The organism is Streptococcus sp. FSL R7-0248, from assembly GCF_037967965.1.
Classification (GTDB): domain Bacteria; phylum Bacillota; class Bacilli; order Lactobacillales; family Streptococcaceae; genus Streptococcus.
This window is the reverse complement of record NZ_CP150201.1, coordinates 1374114-1389915: the sequence shown is the minus strand read 5'-3', so window position 1 is coordinate 1389915 and position 15802 is coordinate 1374114. Positions and strand designations below refer to the sequence as shown.

The following is a 15802-nucleotide window of genomic DNA, read 5'->3' as shown; positions in this document are numbered from 1 at the left end:
TCTATGTCTCAAAGGTGGTTGTCAACTAACTGTTGGCGACCATTTTTACTGTTTAACAATAATGCAGTTACCGTTTTCAAATAATTGCTGAAAATGCTATAATTATAGTAATTGCAACGTTTTAAAGGGAGATTTTAAGTGAATGAAAAAATAATTAAATCAAAACATAGGGTTCAGAAACATGGAGAGGTATTTACACCGTCGTGGATGGTACAAAAAATGTTAGATACCCCAGGAATTAAGGAAGCAACTGAAGATATCTATAAAACCTTCTTAGAACCTTCAGCTGGGGACGGAAACTTTCTGGAAGCTATTTTAGAGAGAAAACTTTCAGCTGTGACTAAAAATTATGATAAGAGGAATTGGAAAACAAAGTCCCTATTTGCCTTATCTTCAATATATGGTATCGAGTTTCTAGAAGATAACCTTGAAGTAGCTCGTTCTCGAATGTTTTTGTATTATTTGGATTGGTATGAAGACTCTTTTGGCGAGAGATTGAGTAGTAAAATTGATATCTATAAATCTGCTCATTATCTAATCAAGAAGAATATTGTAAGAGGAAATACTCTGACAAAGCGTCACCCTGATTCAAATGAACTTATCATGTTTAGTGAGTGGAAGCGAGTGAAAGGACACCCTAGTCTTGTTGAAGAAAAGCGATTTGCTTTTGCCGAACTTTTTGGTGAAAATATTGATGGTGAGGAAAGGGTTGTTGAGGGACAATTAAGCCTCTTTGAAGATTTCGATGAAGATTTGAAGAATGGTAAAACTGAGCAAGTAGCTATTCAAAAGGTGTTTACATTAGGAGAATAAAGAATTATGGCATCAAATTTTGATTTTTTAAAAGTAGACTTAGATACAGCTGAACTTTTTTCAACTGCTAATATGGCGGAAAACAACTACACTCAAAAGGACTATGAGGGTGTGTTGACTAAAGTTCGAAAAGTTGCAGAAAATACAGCAGTTTTATTTGCTGATCGTGCTTTCATTGAGTTACCGTCACATTCTACTTTTCATGATAAATTACAAATCATCAAATATCATATTAATAACAAGGCTATTGTAGATGCATTTTTTGAGATTAAAGGGCATGGAAATAGCTCAGCTCATAAACTAAATCCTAAAGATGCGACACAGGAGAATGCATTAAAATCATTGAAACAAGTTTATATGATTTTAGTTTGGTTTGTTACTGAGTATGTTGATGATCGTATTAAGGTCTCTTTGTATGAAAATTTCTTAGAACCTAAAGCTCAAGAGCGTTATACAACGGCAGAACGTAAGTTTATCTATGTACAGACTGTGAATAATGAAAGTGGGAAATTTGCTGCTTTTGAAGGGGCTCAAAAAATCGGAGAAGGTACAGTAGCCTCAGACGATATTGAAGCAGACTGGACACCTAATAGTGATTTCTTACGTAGTGTTGCACCTAAGCGTATTAAACAATATATGACAACTTCTGGCCTTCCTTTTGAGCTTGGGTGGGTTGAACTAGCATATAAAAAATCAACAAAATCGTGGTTTCATGACCATGATGTTCATGAAGTCTTGAGACGTTCAGGTATTAGTCATCCAAAGCATTTAGAAGGAAATGAGTGGTTTGAAACTGATTTAGAGACAGCTAAGGAAGCTATTAAGGCTGTCAAAGATGGACGGTCATTTATCAGTGAAACTCAAGCTGCATACAAAGCCGAAAAAGTTAAAATTACACTTCGTCCTGAACAGGATGCTGCTGTTAAGCAAACACAAAAAACTTATAAGAAAAAAGATCGTATGCTTTGGAATGCCAAAATGCGTTTTGGTAAGACCTTAACCTCATTGGAGCTTATTAAACAAGAAGGCTTTCAACGTGTTCTAATCATGACACATAGACCAGTAGTTCGTGATTCATGGTTTGAGGACTACAAAAAAATGGAAATGGCAGAAGCTGGGTATTTATATGGATCGGTTGATAAAGGAGAGAAACTAACTACCCTAAAATCTGGTGATAATCCATTCATTTATTTCGCATCTATTCAGTATTTACGTTATAATGGCGCTCAAACTAATCTCCCCCTATTTTCGGATGTAGACTGGGATTTAATCATCATCGATGAAGCACATGAGGGAACACAGACTGAACTTAGTGATACTGTCATGAAATCTTTGGTAAAAGAAGGTCATACTAAGATTTTAGAATTATCTGGTACACCATTTAATCTTCTTGACCAGTTCGCCCCTGAACAAGTCTATACTTGGGACTATGTCATGGAACAACAGGCTAAACTGAAATGGGATTTGGAAAATCCTGAGCATCCTAACCCTTATGAGCAACTTCCAGAGGTACTAATGTATACCTTTGAGATGAAACATAAGGAAAAATTTACCGATGAAAATAAGGCCTTCAATTTCCGTGAATTTTTCAGAGTAGATGATGAGGGTGAATTAGTTTATAAAGCTGATGTCCGACGTTTTTTGGATAATATCACTAACCCAGATAGTGAAACTAATTATCCATTTTCAACAAGAGAATATCGCGATGAACTTCGTCATACTCTTTGGCTCATGCCGGGTGTTAAAGAAGCTAATGCTTTTGAGAAGCTATTAAAAGAACACCCAGTGTTTGGGATGGACTATAAGATTATTAATGTTGTACGAAACGATAAGAGTGATAATATCGTAGATACTTCAGGGGATGATCTTTCAAAGGTGCGTCAAGCGATTACGGATGATCCTTCACAAACAAAAACAATCACCTTGACAGTCCGTAGGTTGACAACAGGAGTCAATGTTCCTGAATGGACAGCGGTGATGTTCCTTTCAAATACTAGCAGTTCTACGAATTACCTGCAGGCTGCATTTCGTGCACAAACGCCGTTCTCTCATGAAAAACTTGGGATGAAGAAACGTTGTTATATCTTTGATTTTGCTCCAGATCGTGCTTTAACAGTAATGGCTGAGACAGCCCAAATAAACTCTGGTGTTGGGAAGAAAAATACTCATCAGCAAAAACAGGCTATGGCAAACTTGCTTAACTTTATGCCTATTTTAGGTAAAAGTGATAATGGCATGGAACCATTTAATGTTGACCGTATGTTGACACAAATCAAAAAGGTTTATGCTGAAAAAGCAGTACGTTCAGGTTTTGAAGATGACAGTCTCTACAATGATAATCTCTTAATACTAACTTCTGATGATGCAGAACGTTTCAATAAACTAAATGCTATCGTTGGTAAAACGCAAAAACAAAAAACGCCTACAAAAGTAACAATAACCGATAGTGGTTTGACTGATGAAGAATATGATCAGGCAGAAAAAGCTAAGAAAAAGAAACCTCGTGAGCGTAGCCAAGAGGAAAAAGAGGCAATGGAGAAACTCAAAGAGGCTCGCAAACAACAAAAAACGATGATTTCTATCTTACGTGGAGTTTCTATTCGTATTCCGATGATGATCTATGGAATGGATGTTGATTTAAGTAAAGATATTACTATCGAAGACTTTATCACAGAAGTTGATGACGAATCTTGGAAAGAATTTATGCCTTCTGGATTCACTAAAGGCATGTTCACAGAAATCACCAAGTATTATGATGCAGAGGTCTTTATTGAAGCAGGTCGAATCATTCGTCAACGAGCTAAATCTTTTGATAGTCTTGATTTTATTGAACGTGCCGAAGAGATTGCAACCTTATTTGGTAGCTTCAAGAATCCCGATAAAGAAACTGTTTTGACACCATGGCGCGTGGTCAATATGCAAATTGCAAAAGGTATTGGTGGACTTAATTTCTATGACGATAACTTTGAGTCAATGACTGATGGTGCTACACCAAATCTCCATTGGGTAGAAACAGATGTTACTGATAGTATCTATCATCCAGAAACTAAGATTATTGATATCAATGCTAAGACAGGGCTTTATCCTTTGCATGCTGCCATGAGTCTCTATTATCAATATGTACAAAATAATGATGATAATCGATTTGATGCCGACAGTGTCTATCGTGGAATCTTAGAAAACAATATCTATGCCATTGCAAAAACACCAATGGCTAAGACCATTACAGAAAGAACTTTAACAGGCTATAAGAAATATAAGACCAATGTAGCCTATATCGAAAACTTCTCAGATACATTGAAATCAAGTATAGAAGAAGGTAAAAAACAAGTTGAGGAGGCCTTTAATAAAGTGAAATTTGATGTTGTGATTGGGAATCCACCGTATCAGGAAAGTGATGGTGGGGCAAATGCTAGTGCTACTCCAACTTATCATTACTTTGTTGAATTAGCAAAGAAGTTAAAGCCAAATAATATTTCACTTATAATGCCTAGTCGCTGGTATAGTGGAGGTAAAGGATTAGATAAATTTAGAGATGAAATGCTGAACGATATTCATATTCGAGAACTGTTTGATTTTCCAAATCCTGATGAGGTTTTCCCAAATACAAATATTCGTGGTGGAGTTTGTGTTGTTAACTGGGATAACTCATATAATGCGAAGGATACTTTGACAAGAGTTGTAACATTTAAAAATAATAAGGTTACTTCTGATGTCTATCGTTCATTAAAGTTTGCACAGTCAGATACTTTTATTAGGGATTATACCTCGGTTCAAATAATAGAAAAAATAAATCAGGTTAGGAAGTTGGATGAGGGAAGAATTTCTGACTTTGTCTCACCACTGAAACCATTTGGCTTCCGTGGATTTTTCATTAGAGATGAAAGGTTCCATAATGATACTTCTGAACTTCAAAAACCTGTGAAATGTTTTGGAAAAGGGACAGTAGGTTATGTTGAACGTGAGGAAGTTAAAGTTAAAACGGAGTGGATTGACAAATGGAAAGTCTTTACCGCACGAGCCAATAATATAGGAACAGAATTAAATGACGATAATTTTAATACTATTGTAGGAGAGCCAGGTACAATTTGTACAGAGACTTATTTAGTGATAGGAGCTGACTTAAAATTAGATGAGAACAGTACTAATAATCTATCAAATTATTTAAAAACAAAATTTTCTAGATTACTACATGGAGTTGCAAAAACTAGTCATGATGCTGCAAGGACTACATATAAGTTTATTCCTTTGCAAGACTTCACAGTAAAATCAGATATTGATTGGTCACAATCAATTGCAGAAATCGATCAGCAATTGTATAAAAAGTATGGGTTGAGTGATGAAGAAATTGCTTTCATCGAAGAGAAAGTTAAAGAAATGGAGTAAGGATGGATATTTCTGCCGTTTATCGTATGGAGTTAATTGAGAAATTAGATAAAACGATTTGGTCAAAGTATGGTAGTTACAAAAAGGTTGAGCAATATGTGAAATTAAATCAAACTTTATATGATGATTTTGGAAATGCGAATTTTGATATTGTTTACGTGAATAATAATATCCAATTACTTGATACTTTAGGAAATATTGCTCAAACTGATTCCGAACTGTTAATTAAAATGGCCATTGATTTAGGAATTGAAACTCCTGATTTTATACCATCAATTCCAACATTTCGTAATAAACTCAAGGATAACTATAAAAACGCTTCAACGAGTTTTGAACAAGCATTTCAGAGCATAGAGAAAAATCCAGCTGATGCGGTTGGAAATGCAAACTCTGTTTTAGAAAGTATTATTAAAGAAATTTTGTCAGATAACCGATTTGCTCATATATCTGATGCTTCTAGTGCTACTAGTAAGAAGGTGGTTCAGGAAATACTAAAAGTATTTCAACTCAATCCAGATAGCCCTGAATTACCAACCCAAATGAAATCTATCTCATCTTCATTTATAACAGTTGCAAAAGCCATAGAAGATTTAAGAAGTGATAATACCCTTTTTCATGGTCAGGATTCTGAAAAATATTTGATTTCAGAACCTTTATATGCCTATTTTGTAGTTAATGCGTGTGCGACTGTTGGACTATTTTTAATTGAATTCTATGAGAAAAAATTTCCAAAAGAACAAAAAACATCAGATGGTATTGAATTTTCAGATTTTTTTGATGATATTTCAGATGATGATTTACCGTTTTAGATGCTTTGATATTAGATTTTGAAAGGAAAATAAATGCTACTTTTCTCTACAATCTTAAACATTGACAAGTCATTAACCAAAGATAACTTCTTAAATTTAGTCATTGAATGGAATCAAAAGAGCCCCCACGATGATAATGTGATTCCTGATTTAAGTTGGGATGGTTCTTATGACCAAAAGTTTGGTAATGAAAAGGTATCTCTTGAGTTTAAGGAGTACCGTAACGAAGATATTATTGCTGTTAGATATGTAAAAAAATTGGATGATGGCATCCTTTGGAACACAGATTATGTCATGAACTTTAAAGAGTATAAGATGTCAATCATGTTGGACCGAAGTTTTACTGAGGATGCTGTTGGAATTGCTCCTTCATTTTCTACTCCATTTTTTATCAGACTATTGATTGAGAAGGGATATGTGCTTGCTGATGGGGATCTGCCAGTGAGTATGAAAGCTCATTTTATAAGTAAGAATAACTATCAGCTTTTGTTAGATATTGTAAATGATATTCGTTCTTATAATCTTCCTATTGTTTATGTTTCAAAAACACTTTCAAATGACACTCCAGTCGATGTTAGCAAATTGGCCTATGATTTAAAAGGGGTTGCACATGTTCTTGTGCAAGAAGAGCTTGATTTAAATAATATTCTTGAGGATCTTAATGAAGATGTCATTGAGGTAGGGGGTTCTATTGGTCTGTATTTCCAATCCGACAGGATGAATAATAGAACAGTTCTTTATCATAATGGATTTGATTCAGATACAATTAGACAAGGAATTGTTAAGGCAGTTGTTAATTTCACTAACCAGCAGAGTATCGATCCTTTGTACACATGGGATGGTGTACTAACTTCTTTACTTCGAGATCGTTTTGAAAGTCAAAAATCTAAACGTACGAAAGCTGAGAGAACCAAAGAGGAGACAGAAGAACTCCTAGATAGTTTTAGTAATGATTTTGATGAGTTAACTGAAGAAAATGGTCGTTTACGTAGTAGTATTTCTGATCTGGAACAAGAGTTAACCTACTATAGAAATCTTTTCAATAATAAACAAGATAGTGATAGTAGTTTTATATCAAGTGGATCTGAGAAGGAATTCTTTCAAGGTGAGAAAAAGGAATTTGTTTTGTCAGTTCTGAGTGATTCCTTACAGAATATCCAAGATGGAACTCGCAAGAAACATATCATTCAAGATATTATACAACAGAATGATAGGGAAAATATTCTCAATCATAAGAGAGACAAGATTAAACGACTATTGACAAACTATAGTGGATTGAATAAAAAGTTGAATCAAGAATTGAAACAACTGGGATTCACCATTACAGAGGATGGGAAACATTATAAGCTAACATATTTTGATGATAATCGTTATACTATTACTATGGCTAAGACACCAAGTGATGGGCGAGCTGGAAAAAATAATGTTTCAGAAATCAATAAAAAGTTGTTTTAATTGAACAATACTTGAATTAGAACTAAACAATAAAAAAGTAGTTGTTGACTTATACTGTGTGCTAATCTCAAAAAGTTAGACAAATAATTTAGTCAAAACCACCCGTGAGAACGGGTGGCTTGCTCTTCGGCTGAAAGCCTCTGCTACCGGCCGAGACCTAAAGGCCTACCGAATGGTTTCCCTTCAGCACCACCTTTGCTAGCTGACCCGTCTAGCGGGTCTCTTTAAGATTACTTTCTTTTATTCTTCTCACCTGTAAACGGATCATACTCCTCAAAAAGACTGAGCTGATCTGCTATCACGTCTTCTTGTAATTGATTACGAATATATTCTTCAATTCGCTTCTGATTTCGCCCAACCGTATCAACATAAAACCCTCGACACCAAAATTTGCGATTCCCATATTTATACTTTAAATTTGCGTGTCGGTCGAATATCATTAAGCTACTTTTGCCCTTTAAATATCCCATAAATGAGGAAATACTTAGCTTCGGTGGTATACTCACTAACATGTGAATATGATCTGGGCAAGCTTCTGCTTCATGAATTTCAACACCTTTTCTTTCACATAATAATCGTAAGATTTGACCAATACTTGCTTTGTATTTCCCATAGATTATCTGACGTCTATATTTTGGGGCGAAAACAATATGATACTTACAATTCCATGTAGTATGTGCTAAACTATTATTATCCTGTCTCATCAGGGGTCCTCCTTTAGTATATTAGTTAGTGGTCGGGAAACCTTATCTAATATAACACTTTAGGGGGACTTTTTTGATACATCGCTAAAAGCTTTTCGGAACCACTAGCACAGCTAGTGGTTTTCGTGAGACAAGAAAAGGCCTTAGTCCTGTACAGGACTGAGGCCTTTTGGTTTTACCTTAATTTGTTAGTTGTTGTAATAATTAATCTAGTTTATAAAAGCTTGTTTCAATCGAGATAATCGTTATTGTTTCAAGGTCCGATATTGACTTGGTGAGCAGTCATAATATTGTCGAAAGGCTTTTGAAAAATGCAAAGGGTCCAGATAGCCTACAGAATAGGCGATAATTTTTATAGGTTGATCGGTGGTTTTCAAGAGTTCCTTAGCACGTTTCATACGTACCTCGAGTAGGTATTCTTTTGGGGAAATCTTATGAAAATCTTTGAAGATGGAGGATAAGTAGGAGCGGTGCACACCAAGTTTATCAGCTATATATTGGATACTAATGTCTTGAGAGTTGTAACCAATATCGATTAGATGTTTGGCTTCACGATAGAGTTTTTGACTGGGTGAGATGGTTTCTTGATCAAGGTTGGGTGAGAGTGCATTCAACTGATGCATGAGCTCAAAGAGTTGGCTGATAACGTGCAGTTGAGATGCCTTACTTTCATCTAGCCGTTCAGCATCTTTGACAATAGTCCCTATGAACTTGCCTAATGCTTTGGTATGGGGTGACCTTAGATAAGCCGTGTCATGGATGCTTGAAAGGTTAAAATATTCCTGGGCTTTGATACCACTTATCCCTAGCCAATAGTAGGACCAAGGAGTCTGATTATCCGCAAAATAATAGGTGACTTCTCCGGGTATAAGTAGAAAAATATCTCCCTTTTGAAGGGGGATTTTTTGCTTCCTATATTCAAGGTAGCCTTTACCTTCAGTAATATAGTGAAGCACGTAGTTCTCTCGAATGGCAGGACCAAAGAACTGATCTGGTAAACAATCCTCATAGCCGTAAAAATCAAGACGTAAATCTAAGGTCCCTGTTTCAAGTTCTGAAAAAATAAGCATTGTTTATCCTCCTTACCTAACATTTTACCATATTCCAGCGACAAAATTCCATTTTAGAAAGCGCATACATCGTTTATAATTAAACCTGTAAATAAGGAGAACACTATGAGCATTGTTGTTAACAAAAATTATTATTACATCACCAGCAAAGATTTGTCGCTCATTATTGAAGAACATGACGGGGATCTTTTGCTAAGACACTTAGGTCGAAAGGTAAATCGCTACCATGGGTCAAATGCAGTCCATGAACGCGATCACGCATTCTCGGGTCAGCTCAATCCAGACGTTAGAACGTATAGTTATGATACACAACGTCAAGTGGTAGGCTTGCATGGTTTGGGAGATTTTCGTCAACCGTCTTTGAAAATCCAGCATGGGGTCTCAGATGTGACACGTTTTGAATTTTCAAAAGCAGAAGTGGTCGAAGGAATGTCACTGGAAAGCAAACTGCCATATCCCCATTCTTTGGAAAAAGCAGAAACGCTGATTTTCACCTTAGTCGATAAAGTCGCTAACTTGGAATTGAAACTCTACTATACAGTAGTTGAAGATAACAACACAATTGTAACTTATAGCGAAGTCATCAACCGTTCTGAACAAGCCGTGGTAATCCATCGAGCACTCAGTACTATGGCAGATGTACCTGCCCGTGACTATGATGTGGTCACTCTCCAAGGTGCTTACGCTCGTGAGAAAACGGTTCGTCGCCAAAGAGTTGAACAAGGTATCTTTAAAGTGGCTTCTAACCGTGGTGCCTCAGGTCATGCTCAGACACCAGCTTTAATTCTTTGTGATCACGAAGCGAGCGAGGGGGCAGGCGAAGCCTTGGGCTTCCAACTCATGTATAGCGGTAATTTCCAAACATTTGTCCAAAAGAGTCAAATCAATGAGGTGCGTGTAGCTATCGGAATTGAGGATGAGAACTTTGCCTGGGAACTTGCTTCAAACGAAAGTTTTGAAACACCAGTTGCTCTCATTACTTACTCCCACAAAGGTTTGACTGGACTTAGTCAAGAAAGTCAAGCCTTTGTTACAGACTACATCATTCCTAAGCAGTTTGCCCATGAAGAACGTCCGATTCTTCTAAATAACTGGGAGGCAACCTACTTTGATTTTGAGAAAGAAAAACTTCTTGAGTTAGCCGAAGATGCTAAACAAGTAGGTGTAGAACTCTTTGTTTTGGATGATGGTTGGTTTGGAAATCGTTTCGACGACAACCGTGCTCTAGGAGATTGGTTTGTCAATGAAGAAAAACTTGGTGGACCACTCCAAGACTTGATTGAAAAAGTTCATGCCAAGGGGCTTAAGTTTGGTCTTTGGTTTGAACCTGAAATGATTTCGGTGGATAGCGATCTTTATCGTAAACATCCAGACTGGGCCATCCAGGTGCCTAATTATGGTCATACTTACTCACGCAACCAACTTATGTTGAACTTAGCTAATCCAGATGTGGTGGCTTACTTGAAAGATGTCTTGGATAAGATTCTTACAGATAATGCTATCGATTATGTTAAATGGGATTATAACCGTAACATGACCAACATCGGAAATGGAGCGAACTACCTTGAAAGCCAAATGCAGAGTCATCAATACATGTTGGGACTATATGACTTGGTAGACTTCCTAACAAGCAAGCATGAGAATATTCTCTTTGAATCATGTTCTGGTGGAGGGGGTCGAAATGACCTTGGTATGATGCGTTACTTCCCGCAAGTTTGGGCGAGTGATAATACTGATGCTATTGCACGTTTATCAATTCAATATGGTTCAAGCTATCTTTACCCAACTATTTCTATGGGAGCTCACGTATCAGCTGTCCCTAATCACCAAATGGGACGCACGACACCTCTGGAAACGCGTGGAGATGTAGCTATGATGGGTAATTTAGGCTACGAACTGGATTTGACGAGCTTGACTCAGGAAGAAAAAGATGGCATTGCTGCACAAATCGCTCATTATAAGGACATTCGTCCTGTGATTCAGTTTGGTCAGCAATACCGCCTCATTAATCCTGAAGCCGGAAGCAATGAAGCAGCAGTTCAATTTAACTATGAAAATAAGGTTCTAGCAACCTATGTCCGAGTTCTTTCAACGGTTGAGACGGTTGAAACGACTCTCAAACTAAAAAATCTCGATCAAGATGCTAACTACATTTTGCAAGGAACAGATCAAGTATACTCTGGTGCTGAACTGATGTATGCTGGAATCACAGTCGTTCTTCCACAGGGAGACTTCCTCAGTAAACAATTTTATTTTGTCAAAGAAGATTAATAAGGAGACTAAGCAATGAAGTGGTACAAAAAACTTGCTCTGGCTGGGCTAGCAACATTAGCTGTTGTGGGGCTTGCAGCCTGTCAAAAGAAGGACCAGTCAGCTGATGGTAAAGTAACAATTGAATACTTTAACCAAAAGACAGAAATGACTGATACTCTTCAAGAACTGGTAAAGGATTTTGAAAAAGAAAACCCAAATATCCATGTCAAATTAACAACGGTTCCATCAGCCGGTATCGTCTTGAAGACCCGTATCCTATCTGGGGATGTGCCCGATATTATCCATATCTACCCACAGAATATGGACTTCCAAGAATGGGCAAAAGCTGGTTATTTTGAAGATATGACTGGTAAGGATTATTTGAAAAGAATCAAAAATAATTATGCTGAAAAGTATGCCATAAATGGCAAAATTTACAATGTCCCATTGAATGCCAATGTTTCTGGTATCTACTATAACAAGACTAAGTTCAAAGAACTTGGCCTTGAAGAACCAAAAACTTTCGAAGAATTCCAAGAGATTACCAAGAAAATTAAGGATAGCGGTACATCACCATTTGCAGTTGCAGGAACAGAAGGTTGGACACTTAACGGATACCACCAATTGTCATTGATTACAACAACTGGTAGTGGAGATAAAGCAAATGATTACCTTCGTTTCTCAAAACCAAATGCTATCAAGGCAACTGACCCAACTCTAAAAGAGGATGCTAAGAAAATGAATCTTCTAGCTGAAAATGCACAAAATGGTTGGCGTGGCGCTTCCTATAACGATGCTGTTGTCGCCTTTGCTAATGGTAAAGCTTTAATGATGCCTCAAGGATCATGGGCTTTAGCAGCTGTTAACCAACAAGATCCAAAGTTTGAAATTGGTATGTTCGCCTTTCCTGGAGATAAGGCAGGACATGAGGCTACAGTGGGAGCAGGAGACTTAGCCCTTTCAGTATCAGCTAAAACAAAACATCCTAAGGAAACTGAGAAGTTCATCGAATACATGACTTCAGCTAAGGCAATGCAAAAGTATTATGATGTTGATGGTTCACCAGTTGCCGTAGAAGGGGTGAAACAGGATCCAAAATCACCACTTGCTAATATTTCTCAACTTGCCTTCACAGATAAACACTACGTTTGGTTGGGACAACACTGGAACTCTGAAGAAGATTTCTTTAACTTGAGTGCAAGTTACCTGATGGATCAAAATATTGATAACATGGCTAATAACCTCAATGCCTTCTTCAACCCTATGAAGGCCGATCTTGACTAGGAGGAGTAATAACAAAATGCGAAAATTTTTGAATAAATATTGGGGATGGACCTTCCTCATCGTACCAATCATCTTACAAGCTGTCTTCTTTTACTTCCCTATGGTACAAGGAGCATTCTATAGTCTCACAAACTGGACTGGTTTGACTTACAATTATAAGTTTGTCGGCCTCAATAACTACAAACTCCTCTTGATTGATGGAAAATTCTTCCAAGCTATCATCTTTACCATCGTCTTAACCTTGGCTTTGATTATTGGAGAAATCTTCATCGGAATGGTTGTGGCGCGTGCGCTCAATTCAAAAATTAAGGGACAAACCTTCTTCCGTGCTTGGTTCTTCTTCCCAGCTGTACTTTCAGGTTTGACCGTTTCCTTGATTTTCAAACAGTTCTTTAACTATGGTCTTCCAACAATCGGTAAGGTTTTGGGTATCGGTTTCTTGCAAGAAAGCTTGCTCGGAACTAGCTTTGGAGCAGTCATTGCAACAATCTTTGTACTCCTTTGGCAAGGGGTGGCAATGCCAATCATCCTATTTCTTGCGGGTCTTCAAAGTATCCCAGATGATATTCTTGAAGCTGCAGCTATTGACGGGGCTACTGCTAAACAAACATTCTGGAAGATTGAGTTACCATACCTACTTCCTACAGTTTCAATGGTCTTCATCCTAGCACTTAAATCAGGGTTAACAGCCTTTGACCAAATCTTTGCACTTACAGGTGGTGGACCAAACAACGCCACAACATCTCTGGGACTCTTAGTTTATAACTATGCCTTCAAGAGCAACCAATACGGTTATGCCAATGCGATTGCCATTATCCTCTTCTTGATTATCGGCGTCGTATCAGTCCTACAAATCAAACTATCTAAGAAATTTGAAATTTAATGGAGGAGTATCATAAATGAAAAAAGAAGAAAAAGTAACGAATTTTTGGAAATACGCCCTCCTCGTTGTCGGTGGTATCCTTATTCTAGTACCACTCTTGGTAACAGTCTTTAGTTCCTTTAAGACTACCAAGGACATCATGAATCATTTCTTTAGCCTGCCTAACCCATTTACGCTAAGCAACTACCAGCGTTTGATTGCGGACGGTATTGGTGGTTACTTCTGGAATTCAGCAGTTATTACAATCCTCTCACTTATTGTTGTAGCAATATTCATCCCAGCAGCAGCCTATTCAATTGCTCGTAACATGTCAAAACGTAAAGCTTTCAACATCATGTATTCACTGTTGATTTTGGGAATCTTTGTACCTTTCCAAGTTATCATGATCCCAATTACAGTCATGATGAGTAAACTTGGTCTTGCTAATATGTACGGCTTGGTAATCCTTTACCTAACATATGCCATTCCACAAACCCTCTTCCTTTATGTAGGTTACATCAAAATTAGTGTGCCAGATAGTTTAGATGAAGCAGCAGAAATTGATGGTGCGGATAAGTTCACAACCTATCGTCAAATCATCTTCCCAATGCTTAAACCAATGCATGCGACAACCCTAATCATCAATGCCCTTTGGTTCTGGAATGACTTCATGCTTCCATTGTTGGTTTTGAACAAAGATTCAAAACTGTGGACGCTTCCACTCTTCCAATACAACTATCAAGGACAATACTTCAACGATTATGGACCAAGTTTCGCATCATACATCGTAGGAATCATTACCATCACAATCGTTTACCTCATTTTCCAAAAGAATATTATTTCAGGAATGAGTAACGGTGCAGTAAAATAAGCTATTTAGACACTAGCCAAACTCAATAAAATATTACGGTAACAATCAAAGAAAGAATCACTCAGATAAAGGGAGAAAACAATGGTCGAATTAAACCTTAACCACATTCACAAAAAATACCCAAATGCTACACATTATGCAGTTGAAGATTTTAACCTCAATATCAAAGATAAAGAGTTCATCGTCTTTGTCGGACCATCAGGGTGTGGTAAATCAACAACACTTCGCATGGTGGCAGGACTTGAAGACATCACTGAAGGACAATTGAAAATCGATGGTGAAGTCGTTAACGACAAATCACCTAAAGATCGTGACATCGCTATGGTTTTCCAAAACTACGCTCTTTACCCTCATATGACGGTTTACGATAACATGGCGTTTGGTCTTAAATTACGTAAATACAGCAAGGAAGAAATTGATAAACGTGTTCGTGAAGCAGCAGATATTCTTGGACTGAAAGAATTTTTGGAACGTAAACCAGCTGATCTTTCAGGTGGGCAACGCCAACGTGTAGCTATGGGACGTGCCATCGTTCGTGACGCCAAAGTCTTCCTCATGGACGAACCTCTCTCAAACTTGGATGCTAAGCTTCGTGTGTCAATGCGTGCTGAAATCGCTAAAATCCACCAACGTATCGGTTCAACAACAATCTATGTTACTCACGACCAAACTGAAGCTATGACCTTGGCTGATCGTATCGTCATCATGAGTTCAACAAAAAATCCTGATGGTTCAGGAACAATCGGACGTGTGGAACAAATCGGTACACCTCAAGAACTCTATAACACTCCAGCCAATAAATTTGTGGCTGGCTTCATCGGTAGCCCTGCTATGAACTTCTTTGAAGTTACTGTTCACGACGACAAGATTGTGAGTGCTAGTGGGGTTGAGCTTGAAGTACCACTTGGTCAACTTAAAATTTTGAAAGACAAAGGTTACCTTGGTAAGAAAGTCATCTTTGGTATCCGTCCAGAGGATGTTACAAGTGAACTTGTTGCTCGTGAAGCTTATCCAAATGCTACTGTAGAAGCAGAAGTAAATGTCGCTGAACTCCTCGGAGCTGAAACTATGCTTTACGTCAAAATCGGTCACGATGAGTTTGCAGCCCGTGTTGATGCCCGTGACTTCCACAATCCAGGCGAAAAAGTTACCTTGACATTCAATGTTGCTAAAGGACACTTCTTCGATGTGACTACTGAAAAAGCTATTCGTTAAAACTATTTGAAAATTGTCCTCTGATAGAGCAAAAATGTCCTGACGATTGTCCAAGGCAAACTATCAGGTGGCAATTTTCT

The 15802-nt window shown here is 37.5% G+C and carries 11 protein-coding genes; 9 read left to right on the top strand and 2 right to left on the bottom strand.

From position 1 onward, the window contains the following. The first annotated feature begins 138 nt into the window (after positions 1-138). From NYE32_RS06615 to NYE32_RS06600, 4 genes are read left to right on the top strand one after another with little or no spacing between them, the layout of a single operon-like run. A complete protein-coding gene (locus tag NYE32_RS06615; RefSeq protein ID WP_070838983.1) occupies positions 139-813 on the top strand; it encodes a methylase in 675 nt (224 codons plus the stop codon). A gap of 6 nt (positions 814-819) precedes the next feature. Beyond that, complete coding sequence (locus tag NYE32_RS06610) at positions 820-5199, top strand: Eco57I restriction-modification methylase domain-containing protein (RefSeq protein WP_339156910.1); 4380 nt, start codon at positions 820-822, stop codon at positions 5197-5199. A 2-nt stretch (positions 5200-5201) separates the two neighbouring features. Beyond that, on the top strand, positions 5202-6008 hold the full coding sequence (locus NYE32_RS06605; protein WP_339156909.1) for an abortive infection family protein: 807 nt from the start codon (positions 5202-5204) through the stop codon (positions 6006-6008). 33 nt (positions 6009-6041) lie between these two features. Next, positions 6042-7463, top strand: a complete 1422-nt coding sequence (locus NYE32_RS06600; RefSeq protein WP_339156908.1) for a hypothetical protein — start codon at positions 6042-6044, stop codon at positions 7461-7463. Between the two features lie 230 nt (positions 7464-7693). On the opposite strand, the gene tnpA is transcribed toward NYE32_RS06600, so the two are convergent. Both tnpA and NYE32_RS06590 read right to left on the bottom strand, forming a co-directional pair. Then, positions 7694-8167 (bottom strand): IS200/IS605 family transposase, encoded by a 474-nt coding sequence (gene tnpA / locus NYE32_RS06595; protein WP_002891962.1) that lies wholly within the window; start codon positions 8165-8167, stop codon positions 7694-7696. Positions 8168-8412: 245 nt separating this feature from the next. Then, positions 8413-9237, bottom strand: coding sequence for an AraC family ligand binding domain-containing protein (locus tag NYE32_RS06590; protein ID WP_339156906.1), 825 nt, complete (start codon positions 9235-9237; stop codon positions 8413-8415). Between the two features lie 105 nt (positions 9238-9342). Between NYE32_RS06590 and NYE32_RS06585 the strand changes: the two genes are divergently transcribed. The 5 genes from NYE32_RS06585 to ugpC all read left to right on the top strand — a co-directional run bounded on the left by NYE32_RS06585 (position 9343) and on the right by ugpC (position 15722). Further along, entirely contained in the window at positions 9343-11508 is a 2166-nt protein-coding gene (locus tag NYE32_RS06585; protein ID WP_339156905.1) for an alpha-galactosidase, read from the top strand. Between the two features lie 15 nt (positions 11509-11523). Next, entirely contained in the window at positions 11524-12774 is a 1251-nt protein-coding gene (locus NYE32_RS06580; protein WP_339156904.1) for an extracellular solute-binding protein, read from the top strand. Between the two features lie 16 nt (positions 12775-12790). Then, positions 12791-13657, top strand: coding sequence for a sugar ABC transporter permease (locus NYE32_RS06575; protein ID WP_002885235.1), 867 nt, complete (start codon positions 12791-12793; stop codon positions 13655-13657). A 16-nt stretch (positions 13658-13673) separates the two neighbouring features. Then, entirely contained in the window at positions 13674-14507 is an 834-nt protein-coding gene (locus tag NYE32_RS06570) for a carbohydrate ABC transporter permease (RefSeq protein WP_084914344.1), read from the top strand. An 81-nt stretch (positions 14508-14588) separates the two neighbouring features. After that, on the top strand, positions 14589-15722 hold the full coding sequence (ugpC, locus tag NYE32_RS06565; protein ID WP_156209591.1) for a sn-glycerol-3-phosphate ABC transporter ATP-binding protein UgpC: 1134 nt from the start codon (positions 14589-14591) through the stop codon (positions 15720-15722). The last annotated feature ends 80 nt before the right edge of the window (positions 15723-15802 follow it).

Excerpts from the sequence above, each read along its gene's own strand:
- ugpC (WP_156209591.1), top strand. The coding sequence starts at position 14,589 with ATGGTCGAATTAAACCTTAACCACATTCACAAAAAATACCCAAATGCT.
- NYE32_RS06605 (WP_339156909.1), top strand. The coding sequence starts at position 5,202 with ATGGATATTTCTGCCGTTTATCGTATGGAGTTAATTGAGAAATTAGAT.
- NYE32_RS06575 (WP_002885235.1), top strand. The coding sequence starts at position 12,791 with ATGCGAAAATTTTTGAATAAATATTGGGGATGGACCTTCCTCATCGTA.
- NYE32_RS06600 (WP_339156908.1), top strand. The coding sequence starts at position 6,042 with ATGCTACTTTTCTCTACAATCTTAAACATTGACAAGTCATTAACCAAA.
- NYE32_RS06585 (WP_339156905.1), top strand. The coding sequence starts at position 9,343 with ATGAGCATTGTTGTTAACAAAAATTATTATTACATCACCAGCAAAGAT.
- NYE32_RS06590 (WP_339156906.1), bottom strand. The coding sequence starts at position 9,237 with ATGCTTATTTTTTCAGAACTTGAAACAGGGACCTTAGATTTACGTCTT.
- NYE32_RS06570 (WP_084914344.1), top strand. The coding sequence starts at position 13,674 with ATGAAAAAAGAAGAAAAAGTAACGAATTTTTGGAAATACGCCCTCCTC.
- NYE32_RS06580 (WP_339156904.1), top strand. The coding sequence starts at position 11,524 with ATGAAGTGGTACAAAAAACTTGCTCTGGCTGGGCTAGCAACATTAGCT.
- NYE32_RS06610 (WP_339156910.1), top strand. The coding sequence starts at position 820 with ATGGCATCAAATTTTGATTTTTTAAAAGTAGACTTAGATACAGCTGAA.
- tnpA (WP_002891962.1), bottom strand. The coding sequence starts at position 8,167 with ATGAGACAGGATAATAATAGTTTAGCACATACTACATGGAATTGTAAG.